The sequence below is a fragment of the Solibacillus ferritrahens genome, assembly GCF_037027585.1.
GTDB lineage: Bacteria > Bacillota > Bacilli > Bacillales_A > Planococcaceae > Solibacillus > Solibacillus ferritrahens.
Genome location: NZ_JAXCLE010000022.1, coordinates 25,951 through 47,290 on the forward strand (window position 1 = coordinate 25,951; position 21,340 = coordinate 47,290).

At 37.3% G+C, this 21,340-nt stretch carries 21 protein-coding genes and 1 riboswitch; of the genes, 13 read left to right on the top strand and 8 right to left on the bottom strand.

Going from position 1 to position 21,340, the window contains the following annotated elements; all coding sequences use genetic code 11:
* Positions 1-58 precede the first annotated feature (58 nt).
* The 4 genes from SNE38_RS16760 to SNE38_RS16775 all read left to right on the top strand — a co-directional run bounded on the left by SNE38_RS16760 (position 59) and on the right by SNE38_RS16775 (position 3,568).
* Complete coding sequence (locus tag SNE38_RS16760; RefSeq protein WP_191705248.1) at positions 59-571, top strand: GNAT family N-acetyltransferase; 513 nt, start codon at positions 59-61, stop codon at positions 569-571.
* A gap of 130 nt (positions 572-701) precedes the next feature.
* Complete coding sequence (locus SNE38_RS16765) at positions 702-1,745, top strand: fatty acid desaturase family protein (RefSeq protein ID WP_191705247.1); 1,044 nt, start codon at positions 702-704, stop codon at positions 1,743-1,745.
* A gap of 84 nt (positions 1,746-1,829) precedes the next feature.
* Positions 1,830-2,966: a sensor histidine kinase gene (locus SNE38_RS16770; RefSeq protein ID WP_191705246.1), complete on the top strand. Its 1,137-nt coding sequence runs from the start codon at positions 1,830-1,832 to the stop codon at positions 2,964-2,966.
* On the top strand, positions 2,963-3,568 hold the full coding sequence (locus SNE38_RS16775; RefSeq protein ID WP_191705245.1) for a response regulator transcription factor: 606 nt from the start codon (positions 2,963-2,965) through the stop codon (positions 3,566-3,568). The genes SNE38_RS16770 and SNE38_RS16775 overlap by 4 nt, the downstream gene beginning before the upstream one ends.
* A 50-nt stretch (positions 3,569-3,618) precedes the next feature.
* Here the strand turns inward: SNE38_RS16775 and SNE38_RS16780 are convergent, their stop codons facing one another.
* From SNE38_RS16780 to SNE38_RS16790, 3 genes are all read right to left on the bottom strand, one after another.
* Positions 3,619-4,590, bottom strand: coding sequence for a proline dehydrogenase family protein (locus tag SNE38_RS16780; protein WP_191705244.1), 972 nt, complete (start codon positions 4,588-4,590; stop codon positions 3,619-3,621).
* A 308-nt stretch (positions 4,591-4,898) separates the two neighbouring features.
* Positions 4,899-6,206, bottom strand: coding sequence for an ammonium transporter (locus SNE38_RS16785; protein ID WP_191705243.1), 1,308 nt, complete (start codon positions 6,204-6,206; stop codon positions 4,899-4,901).
* A gap of 29 nt (positions 6,207-6,235) precedes the next feature.
* The gene (locus tag SNE38_RS16790) at positions 6,236-6,577 is read right to left on the bottom strand and encodes a P-II family nitrogen regulator (protein ID WP_191701812.1); all 342 of its coding nucleotides are present in this window, start codon (positions 6,575-6,577) and stop codon (positions 6,236-6,238) included.
* A 360-nt stretch (positions 6,578-6,937) separates the two neighbouring features.
* On the opposite strand from SNE38_RS16790, the gene SNE38_RS16795 reads away from it, so the two are divergent.
* The 9 genes from SNE38_RS16795 to SNE38_RS16835 all read left to right on the top strand — a co-directional run bounded on the left by SNE38_RS16795 (position 6,938) and on the right by SNE38_RS16835 (position 17,259).
* Positions 6,938-8,401 carry a nicotinate phosphoribosyltransferase gene (locus SNE38_RS16795; RefSeq protein WP_191705242.1) on the top strand — a complete coding sequence of 488 codons (1,464 nt, stop codon included), beginning with the start codon at positions 6,938-6,940 and terminating at the stop codon, positions 8,399-8,401.
* A gap of 18 nt (positions 8,402-8,419) precedes the next feature.
* Positions 8,420-9,247, top strand: a complete 828-nt coding sequence (nadE, locus tag SNE38_RS16800; protein ID WP_191705241.1) for an ammonia-dependent NAD(+) synthetase — start codon at positions 8,420-8,422, stop codon at positions 9,245-9,247.
* 108 nt (positions 9,248-9,355) lie between these two features.
* On the top strand, positions 9,356-9,691 hold the full coding sequence (locus SNE38_RS16805) for a hypothetical protein (RefSeq protein WP_191705240.1): 336 nt from the start codon (positions 9,356-9,358) through the stop codon (positions 9,689-9,691).
* 131 nt (positions 9,692-9,822) lie between these two features.
* On the top strand, positions 9,823-10,767 hold the full coding sequence (locus SNE38_RS16810) for an AAA family ATPase (protein WP_191705239.1): 945 nt from the start codon (positions 9,823-9,825) through the stop codon (positions 10,765-10,767).
* Positions 10,764-11,951 (top strand): DUF58 domain-containing protein, encoded by a 1,188-nt coding sequence (locus SNE38_RS16815; RefSeq protein WP_191705238.1) that lies wholly within the window; start codon positions 10,764-10,766, stop codon positions 11,949-11,951. The genes SNE38_RS16810 and SNE38_RS16815 overlap by 4 nt, the downstream gene beginning before the upstream one ends.
* On the top strand, positions 11,948-14,098 hold the full coding sequence (locus tag SNE38_RS16820) for a transglutaminaseTgpA domain-containing protein (protein ID WP_191705237.1): 2,151 nt from the start codon (positions 11,948-11,950) through the stop codon (positions 14,096-14,098). The genes SNE38_RS16815 and SNE38_RS16820 overlap by 4 nt, the downstream gene beginning before the upstream one ends.
* 31 nt (positions 14,099-14,129) lie before the next feature.
* Positions 14,130-14,231, top strand: a riboswitch (purine riboswitch).
* A gap of 117 nt (positions 14,232-14,348) precedes the next feature.
* The gene (gene guaA / locus SNE38_RS16825; RefSeq protein WP_191705269.1) at positions 14,349-15,902 is read left to right on the top strand and encodes a glutamine-hydrolyzing GMP synthase; all 1,554 of its coding nucleotides are present in this window, start codon (positions 14,349-14,351) and stop codon (positions 15,900-15,902) included.
* 200 nt (positions 15,903-16,102) lie between these two features.
* The gene (locus SNE38_RS16830) at positions 16,103-16,783 is read left to right on the top strand and encodes a DUF3800 domain-containing protein (RefSeq protein WP_336046927.1); all 681 of its coding nucleotides are present in this window, start codon (positions 16,103-16,105) and stop codon (positions 16,781-16,783) included.
* On the top strand, positions 16,783-17,259 hold the full coding sequence (locus tag SNE38_RS16835) for a hypothetical protein (RefSeq protein WP_336046928.1): 477 nt from the start codon (positions 16,783-16,785) through the stop codon (positions 17,257-17,259). The genes SNE38_RS16830 and SNE38_RS16835 overlap by 1 nt, the downstream gene beginning before the upstream one ends.
* A gap of 127 nt (positions 17,260-17,386) precedes the next feature.
* Here SNE38_RS16835 and SNE38_RS16840 read toward each other — a convergent pair whose 3' ends face one another.
* From SNE38_RS16840 to SNE38_RS16860, 5 genes are all read right to left on the bottom strand, one after another.
* On the bottom strand, positions 17,387-18,577 hold the full coding sequence (locus SNE38_RS16840; RefSeq protein ID WP_336046929.1) for a site-specific integrase: 1,191 nt from the start codon (positions 18,575-18,577) through the stop codon (positions 17,387-17,389).
* A gap of 20 nt (positions 18,578-18,597) precedes the next feature.
* Positions 18,598-18,777, bottom strand: a complete 180-nt coding sequence (locus SNE38_RS16845; RefSeq protein ID WP_336046931.1) for a DUF3173 domain-containing protein — start codon at positions 18,775-18,777, stop codon at positions 18,598-18,600.
* Between the two features lie 11 nt (positions 18,778-18,788).
* Entirely contained in the window at positions 18,789-19,808 is a 1,020-nt protein-coding gene (locus SNE38_RS16850; RefSeq protein ID WP_336046932.1) for a replication initiation factor domain-containing protein, read from the bottom strand.
* A complete protein-coding gene (locus tag SNE38_RS16855; RefSeq protein WP_336046933.1) occupies positions 19,798-20,274 on the bottom strand; it encodes a hypothetical protein in 477 nt (158 codons plus the stop codon). Before SNE38_RS16855 ends, SNE38_RS16850 begins: the two co-directional genes overlap by 11 nt.
* A gap of 286 nt (positions 20,275-20,560) precedes the next feature.
* Entirely contained in the window at positions 20,561-21,340 is a 780-nt protein-coding gene (locus SNE38_RS16860; protein WP_336046934.1) for a cell division protein FtsK, read from the bottom strand.

A 21,340-nucleotide genomic window follows, 5' to 3' on the forward strand; every position in this document is an offset into this window, starting at 1 on the left:
AAGCCGTTTCGCCGCATTTTAGGGTGATGCGGCTTTTGCTACCTAGAGGAGGGAATATATGATTCGACGAGCGACAAAGGAAGATGTACCGACAATTTTAGAGATATTTAATGACAATGTCATAAATTCCACAGCTATTTATATGTATAAGGAACAAACGTTGGAACAAAGAATTCACTGGTTTAAACAAAAGCAAAATGCCGGCGAACCATTAGTTGTGTTTGATGTTGATGGGGAAGTAGCGGGCTATGCTACGTACGGAAGCTTCCGTGCTTATCCGGCCTTTCAATATACAGTAGAACATTCGGTATATGTGCATAAAAATCATTATAAAAAGGGAATTGCCAGTAAACTCATGCATTGGCTCATAGAAGAGGCGAATGTAAATGGTGTGAAAACAATGGTCGGCTGTATCGATAAAGAAAATACAGCGAGTATAAAAATTCATGAGAAGCTAGGGTTTACGTACAGCGGAACGGTCCGCAATGCAGGATATAAGTTTGGTCGTTGGTTGGATTTGGTGTTTTATCAGCTAGATCTTGAAGGGCCAGAAAATCCGCTGGAATATTAATGTAGCCTTTGTTTGTTACCTGGTCATATGACAACTGTCATAAAAAAGATGTGATATTTGAGCGTTTCGTCATGTGTGTCCTTTTTGTACGATGTAATTAATTATTTTTACAGGAAAGAGGGATTAACACATGGCAAACATACATGCAGAGAAAACAAAGCAACTACGAAAAGATGTAGCGCCGTTCGCAAAATCAGAAACAAGACTTAGTATTCAACAACTAATAAATACGCTGGGACCACTTTTATTGATTTGGGGAGCAGGTTATGTATTGTTGCAATATTCACCTTGGTTCACAGCGCTTTGTAGTATTCTTGCTTCAGGTTTTGTAATTCGTGCATTTATTATTTTCCATGATTGTACACATGGTTCATTTTTCCAGAATAAAAAAGCGAATGCAATTATTGGGAATATCACTGGGCTTTTAACATCATTCCCATATGAAAAATGGAAACGTGAGCATACGATTCATCACGCAACAAGTTCGAACTTGGATAAGCGTGGTATTGGCGATATTGATATGCTTACAGTGGACGAATACCTCGAAAAATCAAAGTTAGGTCGTATAGGTTACCGTTTTTACCGTAACCCAATTGTTATGTTTGGCTTAGGGCCACTATTTATGGTACTTATATTAAATCGCGTAAACCGCAAAGATGCAAAACGAAAAGAACGTTTAAATACGTATTTTACAAACATTGTATTATTAGCGATTTGTACAACTCTTATTTTAATATTTGGTTGGACGACATTTTTATTAGTCCACGGATTAACACTATTTATCGCAGGTGCTTTAGGTATTTGGTTGTTCTATATCCAACATACTTACGAAGATTCGTACTTTGAAGTAGATTCTGAGTGGGATTATGTTAAAGCTGCTGTAGAAGGAAGTTCATATTATAAATTACCAAAGATTCTACAATGGGTGACTGGTAATATCGGCTTCCACCATGTGCACCATTTATCGCCGCGTGTACCAAACTACAAACTTGAAGATGCACATGAGTCAATTAAACCGCTTCAGCAGGCGACAACGATCACATTAAAGACAAGTCTAGAATCAATTCGCTACAAGTTATATGATCCGGAAAACTACCGTTTTGTTACGTTTAAAGAAGCGGCAGAACGCGAAACAAAGCGTGATAAAACACGTGATAAAACACTTACTAACTAACTTCATTAAAAAACAGGTATCTCAACCATGGATTGAGATACCTGTTTTATTATAGAATAAAGAAAAAAGAGAATCGAGGCTATTATGCAAACTTGGTATAGTATCATCCCGAAAAGTCCGATGTTAAGTATTTATATATGGATAATCTTTTGTATTATGCCATTTTTCTTTATTATCCAATCCTTCACATTGTGGCAAATTATATTAGGAATCAATTTAATATTGGCTTATTTTTTATGCCATTACTTTTCTTTCACGGCTAAGCCTGGGCTAAAGTATATGTGGATCAGTTTCCAAATGGTGCTCAATATAGTAATGACACTTGTGTTTGGTTATGTATATCTATCTTTATTTACTGCATTTTTTATTGGTAATATAAGGCAGGCAGTTGGGTTTTATATTATGTATGGTTTACATATCGGTTTTACCGTTCTATCGATAGTTGGAGGATATTTTATTTTCCTTGAATTATTTATATCGCAAACCCCGTTCATAATTATTAATGTACTTGGTGTTGTACTATTACCGTTTACATTATATTCGAGAACGAAACGTGAAAATTTGGAAGGTGAGCTGGAAACGGCACGTGAACGCATTTCAGAATTAACGATATTTGAAGAGCGTCAGCGTATTGCACGTGATTTACATGATACACTAGGTCAAAAGCTTTCAATGATCGGTCTTAAAAGTGACTTGGCTGCAAGGTTAGTGGAAAAAAATCCAGAACAGGCGATTTTGGAAATAAAGGATATTCGTCAAGCGGCGAGACTTGCCTTAAAAGAAGTGCGAGAGCTAGTCGCGGATATGCGGGCTGTTCGTATTGAGGAAGAGCTATACAGAGTAGAACAGATATTAAAAGCCGCACAAATTAAACTTCGATTAAACGGTGATAAAAGAGAAATTAATATGCCTACTTTGGCGGAAAATGTAATAAGCATGTGTTTAAAAGAGGCTGTAACAAATATTGTAAAGCATAGTAAGGCAACAATTTGTCGGATCAATTTTTACCAAAGCGATGACGAGTTTAAAATGACGATACAAGATAATGGTATTGGTTTCAAACGTTCTCATGAATTAGAAGGTGGCAATGGTTTAAAGGGGATGCAGGAGCGTATAGAGTTTATTAATGGCTCGCTTGAAATAGAAAATGGTGATGGGACAACGGTTGTTTTAAAAATACCGTTAGCTATTACGCACCAAAAGGGGGAGAACAAGAAATGATTCGAATTGTTATTGCAGAAGATCAGGGTATGCTACTTGGGGCAATGAAATCACTGCTTAGTATGGAAGATGATATGGAAGTAGTTGGTCTTGCAAAAAACGGTGAAGAAGCAATTGATATGGTAACGGAATTAAAACCCGACATATGTATTATGGATATTGAAATGCCGATAAAAACCGGATTAGATGCTGCTGAGGCCTTACGGGAAAACGATTGTAAAATAATTATTTTAACAACCTTTGCACGTCCTGGCTATTTTGAAAGGGCGCGAAAGGCGGGAGTGCGCGGGTATTTGCTGAAGGATAGCCCGATTGAGGAGCTTGTCAATTCCATTCGAATTATTATGGATGGTCGTCGTATTTATGCACCGGAGCTTGTGGACTTTGTATATGAAGATGACAGTGAAAACCCGTTAACTGAACGTGAAAGCCAAGTGCTCGAACTCGTTGCAGAAGGGAAAACGACGAAGGAAATTGCAGCAGAGCTTTTCTTATCTGCTGGTACAGTACGTAACTATATTTCTACCATCTTAGATAAGCTGGGAGTGGGGAATCGAATTGAAGCAATAGCCCGGTTTAAAGAAAAGGGCTGGAATAAATAAAATGCTTCGCTTACTTTTGACGAGTAGGCGAAGCATTTTATTTAGCGTAATTAATCTTTTTTCGTTAAACGGCCAAGGACGAATGCACCGGCTGCTACGGCTAATATGGTGTTCGTCTTTTTATTGAATACTTGCTTTGTTACGAGCGAAATATTTTGCGGACGCTCAGCAAGACGACGCATAAAATATCCGTACCAATCCTTGCCATATGGGACATATACACAGACTTGGTAGCCTTCGCGTGCAAGCTCCAGCTGTAAATCCTTCCGGAAGCCGTAAAGCATCTGGAACTCGAATTTTTCTTTCGGAATATCGTATTGCTCAACGAAATATTTTACGTGTTTAATAATATTATGATCATGTGTTGCAATCGATGTGAAATGACCGTGAGCTAAATGGTATTCAATTAGTTCGATAAAGTTAATATCAATATCTAGTTTGTCTTGGTAGGCTACTTCTTCGGGCTCTTTATACGCTCCTTTTACAATACGCAGACGGTAGTCTTTAAATTGCTCGGCATCATCCTTTGCGCGGTGGAAATACGCCTGGATAACGGTACCCACATTATCAAATGATTTTGCAAGCTCTTCCAGCATATCAAATGATGGTTGCAGACGTTTATAATCCTCCATATCAAAGTTGACAAAAATACCATACTCATAAGCTCGTTCAACAATGTCACGTAAGTTGTCATAACAAAAATCAATATCAATATCGAGTCCAAGCTGTGAAGGTTTTAAAGAAATATGTGCATCCAATTCTTCTAGATGAATAGCTTCGATTAATGCTAAAATTTCTTCTTTTGCTTTTACAGCTTCTCCTTCATCGGAAACAAATTCACCTAAACTATCCACTGTACATGAAATGCCTTGTTCATTTAGTTTTCGAATGCTCGTAATTGCTTCTTCTAAGCTTGTCCCCGCCACAACGCTTTGTGCACCGAGCTTTAAACCGTATTGATGAGCAGCGTTGCTAAGTGCTTGGTTTTCCGATAATGAAATGAAAAAATCACGTAAAGCCATAGAAACATCTCCTTAAAATTCGTTATTTTCCTAAAAATTATACCATAGCGTTATTTATAGACATTAGCATTCATCCTCATATTATAAGTTTGACTTTCAGTTGCTCAAGCTTTGTACTATTAGAATATCGGAAAATCCGAACCGCTGGAGTTTTAAGTAAGTAAAAAGACTGAATTAAAAGTCGGTTTTGACTTTTAAGACAGCCTCCTTCTCGATTATATAAAAGAATGGGGTGGAAGTGTGTGAAGGGGAAGGGGCACACACTTCATTTTTTGGTTTTCTGGGAGCATGAAATTCAGGGGATATATTTATATCCGCTTTTCTTGTACATTTTGACTGGATGATACTTTGCCTAAGTTAGTTAAACGTTGGGCAAAACTATCATTTGATTTTATAACACCTTTGAAAGTGTCTTGCATTTCATATGCATATGCACCATGTTCTGCAATGTCTAAGCCCTGTACTTCTTCTTCATGAGTTACACGTAATGGGATGAAGGCTTTAATGACAAGAGTAGAAAGAGCGACTGTGCTGGCAGTCCAAGCAATAATTGCTACAACGCCTAATGCCTGCACGCCAAGCAATGTTGCGCCCCCACCATATAAAAGACCTCCACCAGTAATATCAAATAGACCAACAGCTAATGTTCCCCAAATACCGGCAACACCATGTACTGCTACTGCTCCAACTGGGTCATCAACTTTTAACTTATGATCAATGAAGCGTACAGCTTCCACTAAAATGAAACCGCCGATAGCCCCTGCGATAATAGCACCGACAATGCTTAAGTTTGCAGCACCTGCTGTAATACTAACTAAGCCTGCTAAAGCTCCGTTTAATGTTAAAGAACCATCGATAAAGCCGTAACGCAAACGAGTGTAAAATGCTGTAGCAATAACACCCGCTGATGCAGCTAAAAATGTATTTGCAATAACGCCTGGAACTAATGATGGGTCGGCAGCTAAAGTTGAAGCACCATTGAAGCCATACCAACCTAACCATAAAATGAATACACCTAATGCGCCAAGTGGAATTGAATGACCTGGAATTACATTCACGACGCCTTTTGCATATTTCCCTACACGAGGACCAACCATTGCTGCAACAACTAATGCACCAACTGCACCAGTTAAGTGAACGACTGTGGATCCTGCGAAATCAGTGAAGCCTAATGCTGTTAACCAACCATCACCTTGCCAAATCCAATGCCCAACAACAGGATAAATGAATGCTGTCATAACTACTACTAACGCCATATAGGCAACAATGTTGGTACGTTCAGCAACAGCACCTGAAATAATAGTGGCGCATGTTGCAGCGAACATAGCTTGGAATACGAAGAAGGCAATGTCATCAACACCGCTTAATGCAAAACCAGAAGTACCGATAAGTCCGTTTGCTGTGTCACCAAACATTATGGCGTAGCCAACTGCAAAATAGACAATACCGCCGATTGAAATTGTTAAAATATTCTTCATTAATATATTGACCGCATTTTTAGAGCGAGTAAATCCTGCTTCAACCATTGCAAACCCAGCATGCATGAAGAAAACGAAAAATGCACCAAGCATTACCCATACTAAGTTAATCGATAATTCTAAAGCTTCGTTTGTCATAAAAATATCCTCCTTTATTTAACGGTTAATTAATCAATTGCAATGGAACCAAGTTCTTTCGTGCGTATACGAATCGCCTGCTCTACCGGATAGATGAAAATTTTACCGTCACCAACTTCTCCTGTAGAAGCTTCGCGTAATAAAACATCGATAATCGCTTGAACTTTTGCGTTGTCTACAACCATTTCAAGCTTTAGCTTTTGAGAGAACTCCATTGAAAAGGAATTGCCGCGAAACAATCCAATTTTTCCTTCTTGTCGACCTGCACCGGCAATTTCGGAAATGCTCAGCCCGTCAATACCTTCTAAAGCTAAACCTTCTCGCACTCTTGCGAAAACTTCAGGACGAATAATTGCTTCGATCTTTTTCATTTCTCCCCAACTCCTTGTGTTATGTTATCTAACATGATAAATCGAATTTCATAATAAATCAATACCTTATGTTAGGAAAAATGACATGGATATTCGATTGGTTTAATCGCATTGTGAGATGAAGTGAGGAAGGAGGAGGTGAATAGCTTGAAATGGCTTTATATAGAATAAGAGAAGCTATTCAACGGAAGCTGTACATAACGAACGTTTTTTATTGATTCATTTGGGGAAAACTAAAAGGAATTGAAACAAAATGTGTGTGAAAATGCAAATATTGAAAATAAAAACTCTTCATACTTCGAATTAATTCAAGATAGTGTATACTATGACTAATTATGTTTTGGAAGAAGGGAACTCACGATGAATGAAAAGTATGTAGATGATAGTTTCGCTTTGCATACCGATTTATATCAAATTAATATGGCGGAAAGCTATTGGGCAGACGGTATACATGAACGCAAAGCTGTATTTGAACTCTATTTCAGGCAGTTGCCATTCGGTAATGGCTACGCTATTTTTGCAGGACTGGAACGTATGTTGAATTATTTGAAAGACTTTAAATTCAGTGAAACAGATATCGACTATTTACGTGAAGAACTCCATTATAAAGACGATTTTATTGACTATTTAAAAACTATCCGCTTTACAGGTTCGATGTATTCCATGGTGGAAGGAGAACTTGTATTTGCTAATGAGCCAATTGTACGCATCGAAGCGCCATTGGTTGAAGCGCAGTTAATCGAAACGGCTTTACTGAATATCGTCAACTATCAAACGCTTATCGCAACAAAAGCGAGTCGCATAAAGCAAGTGGTCCACAATGAAATTGCAATGGAATTTGGAACACGCCGTGCACAAGAGATGGATGCTGCAATTTGGGGAGCTCGTGCCGCAGTAATAGGCGGTTTTGAATCTACTTCAAATGTACGTGCAGGTAAATTGTTCAATATTCCTGTATCGGGCACGCATGCGCATGCTTTAGTTCAAGCATATAAAAACGACTATGATGCATTCCATTCGTATGCGAAGCGTCATAAAGACTGTGTGTTCTTAGTCGATACGTACAACACATTAAAGTCAGGTGTACCGACGGCGATAAGAGTTGCAAAAGAACTTGGGGATAAAATTAATTTTGTAGGTATTCGACTGGATAGTGGGGATATTGCCTTCCTGTCAAAAGAAGCGCGCCGTATGCTGGATGAAGCCGGATTCCCTAATGCGAAAGTCATTGTTTCAAACGATCTGGATGAATACACAATACTAAACCTAAAAGCGCAGGGTGCTCGTGTTGATATGTGGGGTATTGGTACAAAGCTTATTACTGCATATGATCAACCGGCATTAGGCGCGGTATATAAAATGGTTTCAATTGAAAACGAACATGGTGAAATGGAAGATACGATAAAAATTTCTGCCAATGCTGAAAAGGTAACAACGCCGGGATTAAAGCGAGTTTACCGTATTATTAATAAGAAAAACGGTAAATCGGAAGGCGATTACATCGCGATGGCGGATGAGAACCCGGCGGCAGAAGAACGTATTAAAATGTTCCATCCGGTTCATACATTCATTTCCAAATTCGTTACAAACTTTGAAGCGAAAGAGCTTCACCAACTCATTATTGATCATGGGAAAATTGTATATGATAACCCATCGTTAACAGATATACGTAAATACGCTCATGCCAATTTAGATTTATTATGGGATGAATATAAGCGTTCCTTAAACCCGGAAGAATATCCAGTAGATTTGAGTCAAAAATGCTGGGACAATAAAATGCGCAACATTCAAGAAGTGCGAGATATGGTAACAGAACTCGAATAACGTTAAGGGGTGTGTACATTGTCATTATTACAACAACAAATTATTGAAGAATTAAAAGTAAAGCCGACAATTAATGTAGAAGAGGAAATCCGTAAATCCATTGATTTTCTAAAGAATTATGCAAAGAAGCATCCGTTTTTAAAAGGATTTGTTCTAGGTATTAGTGGCGGACAGGATTCTACGCTAACAGGGAAGCTTGCACAAATGGCGGTGGATGAGTTAAATGAAGAAGCTGGTGCACACACATATTCATTTTGGGCGGTACGACTTCCGTATGGGCTTCAGAAGGATGAACAAGATTGTCAAGATGCGCTCGACTTTATCCAGCCGACAAAAATTTATACAGTGAATATTAAAGAATCTGTTGATGCGAGTGTCAAAGCTTTATTAGCGGCGGGTGTAACGCTGAGTGATTTTGCGAAAGGGAATGAAAAAGCCCGTGAGCGTATGAAGGTGCAGTATTCAATCGCAGCCATGCATAATGGAGTCGTAATTGGTACGGACCATGCAGCGGAAGCAGTGACAGGATTCTATACAAAATATGGAGATGGTGGCGTAGATTTAGTGCCAATCTTCCGTTTAAATAAACGTCAGGGCCGTCAACTATTAAAATATTTAAATTGTCCGGTTCATCTATATGAAAAAGTCCCAACTGCTGATTTGGAAGAAAACCGTCCAGCATTACCTGATGAAGTGGCATTGGGTATCACATACGAGCAGGTTGATGATTATTTAGAAGGTAAAGAGATTCCAGAACAGGCACGGATTACGCTGGAAGGACATTATTTGCGCTCAATGCATAAACGGCATATGCCGATTACAATTTTTGATGATTTTTGGAAATGATAATTAAAGCTGTGTCATGGGAAAAGTGACACAGCTTTTTTATTTGTAAATATAATAGTTTTTGAACAAGTCGATATATAAAGAAAGGGAGGAAGGGGGAACTACACTATGAGGACTTCGAGAGTTACCGCAACAACAAGCAGCATTTATCGCAACTCGACGCGTGCTATGATATCGGATACGCATTTTGCGGATGCGATCAATAGTGGGATGCATGACCATTTTCGTGACCCACGCGAGCAGCTACCCCAAAAGAAACAAAGGAAGAAACCGCAGCAACGTCCAAAAAAGCTTATACATAACAAGGGGCACTATATTATAAAAGGTATGCAGTACAATGCAAATTCAGCAGAAAATTTAAGGCGTTTACTGCAGTATTCTGAACGAGTAACTACACTCAATAATGCCAATCGTCGGATAACTACCTATAAGACATCTATTTAAATCACCCCAACTTTGAAATAAAAGTGAGGTGATTTTTCATTTATAAAGTAAACTAGTTGTACTAACATTTTCTTTTCGTTATGCTTAAACTATATGTCATACATGGTACATTTCAGCTGGGAGGACTATTCATGAACGAACAAATCGAGAAAATAATCAGAAATATCGAAAAAGTGATGATAGGGAAAAGAGAGATTGCTGAGTTAAGTATTGTTTCATTACTCGCTGGAGGACATGTATTGTTGGAGGACGTGCCAGGTGTAGGGAAAACAATGATGGTACGTGCCCTTTCGAAATCATTAGGTACGAGCTTTAAGCGAATTCAATTTACACCGGATTTATTGCCATCTGATGTAATTGGCGTTTCAATATATAACCCGAAAACTTTGCAATTTGAGTTTCGTCCAGGACCGATTGTAGGAAATATTGTATTAGCGGATGAAATTAACCGTACATCTCCAAAAACACAGGCCGCATTGTTAGAAAGTATGGAAGAGGCTTCAATAACAGTAGATGGTGATACGATTCAACTGCCGAAGCCGTTTTTCGTAATGGCTACACAAAATCCAATTGAATATGAAGGGACATACCCGCTCCCTGAAGCACAATTAGACCGATTTTTGCTCAAAATCAAAATGGGCTATCCAACAAAAGAAGAGGAAATCGAAGTGCTTCGACGTGCCGAGAGAACGGTGCCAATTGATGATATTTCTGCAGTATTAACGATTGAACAATTAATGGAACTGAAGAGGCAAGTAAAAGAAGTGCATGTAGAAAATAATATTAAAGAATATATCGTGTCACTCGCTCAGAATACTCGTCACCATCACAATGTATATTTAGGAGTTAGTCCCCGTGCTTCTATTGCATTAATGCGTGCAGCACAAAGCTATGCGTTTATGAAAGGGAGAGACTATGTGATCCCGGATGATGTCCAATATTTAGTGAAATATGTATTCAGTCACCGAATCATTCTAAAACCAGAAACACGCTATGAAGGAATTACAGAAGAGCAAGTAATTAAAAGTGTGCTTCATTATGTCCATGTTCCTGTGAAAAGGTATGTTCCTGAATGAGTGGATTCAAACAGTTTTTCCGGCATAGCGGTCGTTTGATTACCGTTATTTTATTGCTCGCTATAACGTATTGCTATGCGATGTTTCAAGGGGGCTTTGTCAGCTGGTTTGTCTTTTTTACTATTTTGCCCTTTTTGCTTTATTCAATATTACTGGCTGTTTTTCCGATTCATTTTAAGGAAATATCCCGAACATTATCAAAGGATCGGATTGAGCGAGGAAGTAATGTACAGGTGACAGTAACATTTCGGAATACGAGTTGGTTTCCAATCGTGTTTATGATGGTACAAGAGCTACCGATGGATAATGGGCATTACGAGAGACCAAATGGGAATGTGACAAAATTGTTTTTAGTCGGTTGGAAGCGTGAGTTCGAATGGACATATGAATTAAAGGAGTTAAAGCGTGGTGAACACCATTTTAAAGGGTTGGAGTTTACGTGTACGGACTTTTTTGGATGGACAATTCGTAAAGTAGCGGTCAATCATCCTCAACTTTTTTTAGTTTATCCAAAAGTTTCGGATGTAGATGTATTGCCAATTGGAATGCAATATGAACAAGGTTCCAGTCAGTCGCGCTATTCTTTGGTAAAGGATACAACGATGGCAACCGGAGTTCGTGAATATATACCGGGGGATCGTTTTTCCTGGATACATTGGAAGTCCTTTGCGAAAAATGGTGAGCTTCGGACGAAAGAATTTGAGGATCGCAAGTCACAAAATATGTTTATATTAATCGATCGTGCTGTACAGAAAAATTTTGAGCAAGTAGTCGATTATACCGCATCCTATATTAATAAAATCGTAAAAGGACGCGGGGATGTTTCGTTTTTAAGTGCAGGTAATGATCGATATTTTGCCCCAATAATAAAAACGGACAAACAATTTGAGAAGGTACTGCAACACTTGGTAACTGTACAGCCTGATGCGCAGTTTGGTGTTGAGCGTCTGCTATATGAAGAGCAAAAAATCATGAGCCGCTCAGTCGTAGTTATTGTAACGGGTGAACTTGTGCCAGAACTGCAGGAAATTTTAAACTCAGGCACAAAATACGCTCGAAAAATTATTTGCTTTGTCGTTAGTGACGAAAAAAATTTGGTGCAATTCATTAGTCAGAATAATGAGGTTCATTACGTTGATTCGGATGAGCTGCAGTCAATGTATTCGGAGGTGAAGCACGCATGAGACGTAGTACTTCCGAAAAAATTGAATTCGCTATTTTCTATATTATTATTTTCCTGATTTTAAGAGAGTGGCTTTTGCCGATTATGGAACTGACAAGTACAGGGTATTTCATGCAGTTTTTACTCTTTATGGGGATCTGTTTGTTACTGGGTATTTTTTCATTACCGTTTGCCGTTTCGTGGTTTATTAAGTTAGCTTATATTACATGGTTTAATGTAAGTGTTTATAATGATGGTCAATTAACGACGGTACAGTTTCTATCAAATGAACTAAAAACTAATATGAATACAATTTTAGCGGGTGAGTGGATTTATGTAAGTGATCCATTCCGTACCAGCTTGTTTTTCATTTTAATTTGGATGCTGATTTATTTAATTCAGCATTGGGTAACTGTGCGCTATAGTATCTACTATTTCCTTTTACTTACAGTGTTTTTCATCGGTACTCTTGATGCTTTTACCGACTATGACGGAACTATGGCCATTATAAAAGTAATGATTTTAGGGCTTATTCTTACAGCTCTCCTTTTCATAAAACGATTGATGCAGGCAGCCAATATGCAAAAAGATTGGACGAGCTATTTAGTTTATGCCGCCCCGATTATTATTTTTGTTACAATCGCAGGGATCGTAGCAATCTATTTACCAAAGTCAGAGCCGCAATGGCCAGATCCGGTGCCATATATGAAGGGGGTTGCTGGTATTGGGGGGTCTTCTACACAACCATTTGCCACGGTCGGTTACGGGGATAATGATGAAAGTCTTGGCGGTCCGTTTTTTGGCGATAATACACTTGTTTATCAAATCCAAACACCGATTCGTCAATATTGGCGTGTAGAAACGAAAGATTTTTATACGTCAAAAGGGTGGATTCACTCTGCTGACGAGTCATTGCAACAGACACTGCAAATGGCAGATAAGATACCGCTTTCTATTAGTCCGGGAAAGGAAGACCCGCAATCTGTACAAGTACAGGCGGTAAATGAAGATTACCGATTTTTACTGCAGGCATATGGAATAACTTCCTATGAGCTCTATGATCCGCAAAGTGTGATCAGGTTTAATGGTGGCAATGAAAAAATGATTCCAGTTATAAACAATAACGTGGTTTCTCCTTCATCCTATGAAATGACATTCCAACAACCAGAATATAGCTATACTGCATTAAAGGAATCTTTATCCTCCACGGAAAATGATTCCCGTTATTTGCAGCTGCCGGATGATTTACCGCAGCGTGTTGCAGACTTGGCGTATGAAATTACGGATATGTATGAAAGTGTTTATGATAAGGCGCGTGCAGTAGAAGGTTATTTTGCGCGAAGTGGCTTTCAATATGAAACGACAAACGTGCAAGTACCTAGCGGCAATCAAGATTATGTAGACCAATTTCTATTTGAGACAAAACTCGGCTACTGTGATAATTTCTCAACTTCGATGGTTGTGTTGCTTCGCTCGGTAGGAATCCAGGCGCGTTGGGTGAAGGGCTTCTCGAGTGGAGAGCGAATTCATGAAGAAGACGGCATGTATACGTATCAGGTGACAAATAATGATGCCCATTCTTGGGTAGAAGCTTATATTGATGGAATTGGCTGGATGCCGTTTGAGCCGACAATTGGATTTAGCAACCCGGTGAATATAAACTATGATGTCGATGTGGAAATGCCAGAAGAAGAGCAATTACCAGAAGCGGAAGAACCGGAAGCGCCGCAGCTGGAGCTGGAAGAACAAGATCCGCAACAGGCTACTGGGGATGCAACAAGTTCAATTAACTGGTCTAACTTTAAATGGGTAGTTTATGGATTATTAGCCATACTTTTAGTAGGTTTTATTATTCTGTGGAGAAAGCGCGGTAAGTGGCAACCGAAACTTGCTGTGAAAATGAATCATTCCAAGCTAAATCGCTCGGATACATTTGAAGAAGGCTATTTAGTGTTATTGAAACAATTGGAGCGTATTCATTTAAAACGCGGGCAAGATGAGACGTTACAACAATTTGCGCTACGAGTGGATGAGCAGTTGGATACGACAAAAATGAGGGAACTAACGGCCTTTTATGAGAAGCTGATTTATGCAAAACAAACTGAACAAATAGATATGACGAAGATGAAAGAAATTTGGGAATATTTAATCAATCGCACGAGTGGTTGATTTTAGTTCGGTGAAAGAGTAAAATTTAGAAAAATCAATAGTATAGTGCCTTCATATAAGTCTGGTAATATGGTCCAGATGTTTCTACTAAGTTACCCTAAATAACTTATCTATGATGGTGGGATTCGTTATATCCTTAACAGGGATAGTGTACCCACTTGAAGAAGAGATGAAATATGAACGCGTAGAATTTATTTTCTTACGCGTTTTTTTCTTAAATATAGGCCGCAAAAAATTAGAAGAGGTGGAAATTGTGTCAACTCCTTTATTAAAAGAGCAAGAGAAAATTGTCGTTCTTGATTTCGGTAGTCAGTTTAACCAATTAATTACGCGTCGTATTCGTGAGTTTGGTGTATTTTCAGAATTACATCCGCACACGGTTACAGCAGAAGAAATCAAAGAAATGAATGTAGCGGGTATCATATTCTCAGGTGGTCCAAACTCTGTATATGATGAAACGGCATTCCATGTAGATCCGGCAATTTTTGAATTGGGTTTACCGATTTTAGGTATCTGTTACGGAATGCAGTTAATGGCGCAGACGCAAGGTGGTAAAGTAGAAGGCGCGATAACTCGTGAATACGGGAAAGCAGAAATTAACGTGACTTCAGACAACAAACTGTTTGCAGAATTACCAAAAAATCAAGTTGTATGGATGAGTCACGGAGACCATGTAACAGCGGTTCCTGAAGGTTTTGAAGTAATTGCGACAAGCCCTGCATGTCCAATCGCGGCAATGGCTGATGTTTCCCGCAAGTTTTACGCAGTTCAATTCCACCCGGAAGTACGTCACTCTGTATACGGAAATGATTTACTAAAAAACTTCGTATTCAATGTATGTGAAGCAAAAGGCGACTGGTCAATGGCTAACTTCATTGATATCGAAATTGCAAAAATCCGCGAGCAAGTTGGCGACAAGCAAGTTCTTTGTGCATTATCAGGAGGAGTAGATTCTTCTGTAGTAGCAGTATTAATCCATAAAGCTATTGGTGATCAGTTAACTTGTATGTTCGTTGATCACAACTTGAATCGTAAAGGTGAAGTTGAGCAAGTAATGAAAACTTTCACGGAAGACTTTGATATGAAACTAATCAAAATCGATGCTCGTGAGCGTTTCATGAACAAATTAAGAGGCGTTTCTGACCCAGAGCAAAAACGTAAAATTATCGGTAACGAGTTTATTTACGTATTTGATGAAGAATCATCAAAACTAAAAGATATGGATTTCTTAGCCCAAGGTACGCTTTACACGGACATTATCGAGTCAGGTACAGCAACTGCTCAAACAATTAAATCACACCATAATGTTGGTGGATTACCAGAAGACATGAAGTTTGAATTAATCGAACCTTTAAATACATTATTCAAAGACGAAGTGCGCGCTTTAGGTTTAGAGCTAGGTCTTCCTGAAGCGGTAGTATGGCGTCAACCATTCCCAGGTCCTGGTTTAGGTATCCGTGTACTTGGTGAAGTAACAGAAGAAAAACTGGATATCGTTCGTGAAGCTGACTATATCCTACGCGAAGAAATTAAAAAAGCGGGTCTTGACCGTGATATTTGGCAATACTTCTGCGTATTACCTGACATCCGTTCAGTAGGTGTAATGGGCGATGGCCGTACGTACGATTACGCAATCGGTATCCGCGGTGTAACATCAATCGACGGCATGACATCTGACTGGGCACGTATCCCTTACGATGTATTAGAGAAAATTTCTGTACGTATCGTAAACGAAGTGAAGCACGTAAACCGTGTGCTGTATGACATTACTTCTAAGCCACCAGCGACGATTGAGTGGGAATAATTAAATAACAACGTAAAAAGCTTGGTAGAGCCTTATTTAATAAGGTTTCTTCTGAGCTTTTTTGTTTAGTGATACCAGATATGATACCAAAAGAATGTAATATTGATAGTAATATTGATATAAAACTCAAAAGTGGTAAAATTAAAATAGTATTTATAGGTTAATGAGGGAAAAGATGTATTGTGAGAGGATATTATAAGATGAAACATATATATTGTGATGAGAGTAGACCAGAAATGATTGGAAAGGTTTGTCCTTACGATGATTATTCTATTATCGGGGGTATTTGGATTGATGAAGATAATGTGAGGCGCTTTAAGAGAAATTTGAAAAAAATTAGAGTTAAGCATAATTACTATGCTGAAATGAAGTGGAAAAACGTTTCTCCATCTTCTCTCGAGTTCTACAAAGAAATAGTAACACTGTTTTTTGATAAAGAGTACATTTCTTTTAGATGTATAGTGATTGATGCTGACAAAGTAGATTTAGAATCATTCCATAACAATGATCAAGAGCTAGGTTTCTACAAATTTTATTACCAACTAATCTATCATTGGTTAAGAGGAAATGAAAGATATTCAATTTTTTTAGATTATAAAAAGAATAAAGAATTAGACAGATTGCATAAACTTAAAGAAATTTTAAATATTTCTGCATTGGCAGATGTAGATAATTTGCAAGCGTTAAATTCAAAGGATTCTATTTTCATTCAATTAGCAGATATTTTAATTGGTAGTGTTGGATATAAATTTAATCAATACTCTACAAGTACAGCAAAGTTAGAGATTATAAATTTAATTGAAGAAAGATTAACCCATGAAATAAAGGAAACTATGAAAGGTGAATACAAATTTAATGTATTTAAAATAAGGTTACAGTGATGAGCAATGATACTTTTAAGATTAAGGATAATCCATATGCTACATTAACCCATTTTGAAACTGAAGATGAATATAGAGCATATTATATTACAGAATACTGTAATCAAAAAATTTACACACATGACGGTATCGAAGTAGTCTTTTATGAAGATGTTTTTGAACATGCGTTCTTTAAAAGTGGTAACAGAAGAATCCGAGGAGATAAAACTATCTTCAGTTCTGAAAGAGCGCAAAGGATACATTGGATAAAAAGTGTCTTATTAGACAGTGGTTTAACGAGTTACGTAGGCTATGATAACAAGAAAAAATGTTATGATAATAGTAGAAGAGTAACGATACTTACGCCAGATAATTATGTGGTTGTATTGAGCTTAAGAGCATCAGGTAAAGCAAAATTTATTACTGCTTATCTTTGTGATGATGAAGATGAAACAATTAATAAAATTAAAGGTGGACCAGTGATTTATCAGCCTTGACAAGTTGAAACCTAAAGCATATAATAAAAACAACATATATGTTCGATTTGTCCTTTACTAAAAGTAGCAGGACCTACAAAGGCTTCAATCGCTGAGCCGGAATCAGCGTAAAGAAAAAAGCCAAGGATTACCTTGGCTTTTTTTGATTGTTTTTAAAGTGTTGATTTCCATTAAACTTAGTTTTATTTTTTGACAAGGTGTAATTTATTGAACCAGCCATATTATTCGCAATTTCAAAATTAACATTCGGGTAGAGGTGTGAATAGGTGCTTAATGTTGTTTTAATATCTTCGTGCCCTAGTCTGTCTTTAATAATTAAAGGATTTACATTGTATTCATTAATTAAAAATGAAGCGTGAGAATGGCGAAGTCCTTTAGCTTGAATTGATTTTACACCAGCTAATTTCGCATGACGTTTAATAATGCGAGCAATAGTCGATTTCCAAGTAGGCGAACCATCATAGGAAAGAACCATTTTAATATCATATAGTTGCTGTTGTCGTTTTTGCCATGCATTTAAGATTGAGACTGTGTCAGAATCAATAGCAATTGTGCGAAGTGCTGCTTTTGTTTTAGTTGGTCCTAAACTCCAGTCATTTTTATTCTTTAGACGTAAAGAGTGATTAATTGTAATAGTACCTTTCACCAAATCAACTTCTTCACTCCAACGCAATGCAGTAGCTTCATTTACTCGTAAACCGGTCATGAAATATAACCATATAATTACAAATGAATAATGCTCGTAATAATCATCTAAATTAAAAGTTGAAAGCACTTTTTCAAATTCATCTTTTGTCCAAAATTCTACTGAAACTTTTTCTTTTGGAACAGTACCTACTTGCTTTGCACGGTTATTTTTAATCATACCTAAACTAACAGCTTTTTCGAGAATTTGTGAAAACATACCGTAGACCATGCGTGCGTAATTTTGTGAGTAGTTTTCAGTTAAACTGTTTTTCCATAATTGAATGTCTAAATTAGTAATATTTTCAATTTTGTTTTTGCCAAAATGCCTCATAATCTTTTTTAAAACAGGCATTCTTGCTTCAAAAGTAGTTATCTGAACTTTAACTTTATATTCCGGAATGAATAATTGCTCCATGAAAGTATTAAAGTCCATGCCACTATTAGAGATTTGTCCCATGTCTTGTGCTTCTTTTAATTCTGTTGTTTTAGCCTCGTATGCGTCTTTTTGGGAATTGAAACCTCTACGCATTTTTCGAATACGTTTTCCTGTCACTGCATCAAAGCCTAGAGAAACAGAGTAGTACCATTTCCCAGACTTCGTATCTTTATAGACACCAGTGATTTTTGCCATATCACATCAATCCCTTGTACTTAAAGTTTTATACCTGTAATTTCTTCAACTGCTTCTTTGGGAACTCGCCCTAAGCGTTTGTTGTTATAGAAGTTGTAACCTCGTTGCACCATTAAAGCTTTTGCTTCACGAATAATTCCTTGTGCAGTACATTTTGTATAACCGATTTCTATTAATTCATCTTTACTAATTACGTTCAAAAAAATGCCTCCTAAATATCATCTTCGCCTAATAGTTCATTTACTCTTTGAGTGATTAAAGTCCGGTCTAAATCAGTAAGTTTGGAATGACCTAAATTTAACTCTTCACGTAAATAAGCATCAGCAAATTCTACGCCATATGCTTGTTTATATACTTCATAGATCATTGCTCTAGATTTTGTCGTAGATTTTTCAATCCATTGTTTTTTCTCTTTTAATGTCGTCTTTGCTCTCGTAACTCGCAAAGAAATTTTAGGAACGTCAGAAATGAATTTGTCCCACCATTTCATATTGTTCCAACGTGATTTATTGTGAAAATCCTTATTGCCTTTTGGTTGAGTTTTAAATGCGTAGTGACTGGCTAATATACCTCGAATAATTAAATTTAAAGGTTGTCCTTCAGAAATTAGCTTACAAACTTCTTTTGCTTTCGAATCTCCAAGTTCTAATTCCCAGCGAATCCACTTTTTAATATCTAAAACTTCATCCGTATTGTCTCGGATTTCTTGTTTCTTATCGTATATCCTTAATACTTGTGGGTGATTCCCTATGTATAGTGTGAAGCCAGTAAGGACACCATCTAAAATTCTTCCGCTATTTATTTCTTTAAAGGTTTGAGATTTTGACGATAGTTGCCCTCGTTTCACGTAATCTTGAATTTTGCTAACGTGAGGGGTAGTTTCGTCAAAAATATCTAATGCTAAATCAATTCTAGAAGCATTTGCATTAAATGAAATAATAGTTTTGATGAAAGAATGCCAATGCCAGCCAGTGCTTCGAGACATGTACTCTTCATATTGTCTACAAGCTTTACCTGAAAGGTTTACTAATACATTAGAATGTTTTTCGCTTAAATGGATTTCGATATTAGCGAAACAATAACGAATATCGTAAGAGGGAAAAGGACTGCCTTTTCCCTCCTTATCGAATTCAGTAACTGGAATACCTAAAATGTTTTCTGCTACAAATTTATAATTTGAAACAGGTATAGAAAATCTTAGCCAGTCAATTAAGCAGCTGTTACGCTCCAACTTTATAATTCGTAGCAGAAACCTTTAATTCAGCAAATTGCCAAGTGTCTACCATAGAGCCATTTGCATACGATTTCTTTTGCACCTTCTTAGGACTTACAGAAAGGTTTTCGAAAGAGATTGGGATAAATTCATCCGCTTCAAATTTATCTAAAATAGGTAACGAATCTTGATTTTCAATTGTAATCGTAATAGGTGCTCCAAACTCACTCAGTTGGTTGGCAATAGCTAATTCAACTAATGCACGATCATATACTTTAAAAGAAATTGTTAATTTGCCTGTTTCAACAAGTTCACCAAGACTTGTACGTTCTTTATCAGCTTTTGTAGTAATTTCTTTTGCTAAAGCGACGAAGTTTTGAGGTAATTTAAATTGATTTAAGTCGAATTTCAGAATAGATAAATCTTGTTCTGTACCTTCTGTTAAAGAAATTTTATTTGTTGCAGCTAATTTTAATTTTGCCATTTATAAAGGCTCCTTTTATATATAATTTCCCCGAAATCTCGGGATTTTAAAATGTTGTTACAACTAGTCATACCAAGAGTTTAAAGCATATTCCATGAGTTTATTTCCCCCGTGTTACTAACGGGGGAGAAGCAGCTTTAAAACCTTCCACTCCACTTCGTTTCGTGGTTGCACTCACTAAATTTGAAATAGACCGGCTCCGCCTATCCTTTTGCTAACGCAAGGATTCTATTTCAAATCTATTGAGCACTACGGATGAAAGGATAAATTTTTAACAATTATTACCTTATTTACCGAATTTATAAGCTCCTTGTTCCAAGTATCTTTTTAGTACACTTTTAACATTGATTTTCTGTGTATCTAAAATAGGAGTTTGAAATGCTCGAGGAGTGCTCCAACCCAAACCGTCTAAATAGATATAACCTTTACCGATACCTTTTTCAGCAGCTGGTAATTCGTCGTAAAAATCACCGAAAACCATTCGATAACTATCTTTTGACATCCTACCTAAAGCTACTCGCATACCAGCGTTTTCTCGAATAGTGGTAGATAACACTTCAGCTGAGAAACGCTGAGAAGAAAGTATTGCAAAGATACCAGCTTGACGTCCTTTTAACATGATTTGAATTAAATAACTTTCTATTTCCTTACCAATTTTTTTATCTTCCGCCATTGTCGCAATTACCTCATCGAAGAATATAAAAATAGGTCGAAGTTTGTAAAATGAATAGTTTTCGCCAGTAGTAGAGCTTTCTGTTGAGAAATATTCTTCATATCTAGAATTCATTATTTCTGATAAGTGTCGTAATAAACGACATGTTTGTGAGGGCGTACTTGCTACATGTTCATCACGTTCATTTTCGGGAAAAGCAAAACGTAAACTGAATAAATCTGCACGTTTACCGTCAATAAAATAAATGTCTGCCCCTAATTTAGCTGCTGATAAAATAAGATAGGATAGAAAGCGAGTTTTACCTTGCCCGGTAGGTGCTTGAATAATTACACCTACTTGCTTTGTGGAAAATTCATACCACTTATCTTTATCTAATTGAATAGAATTGTTCAT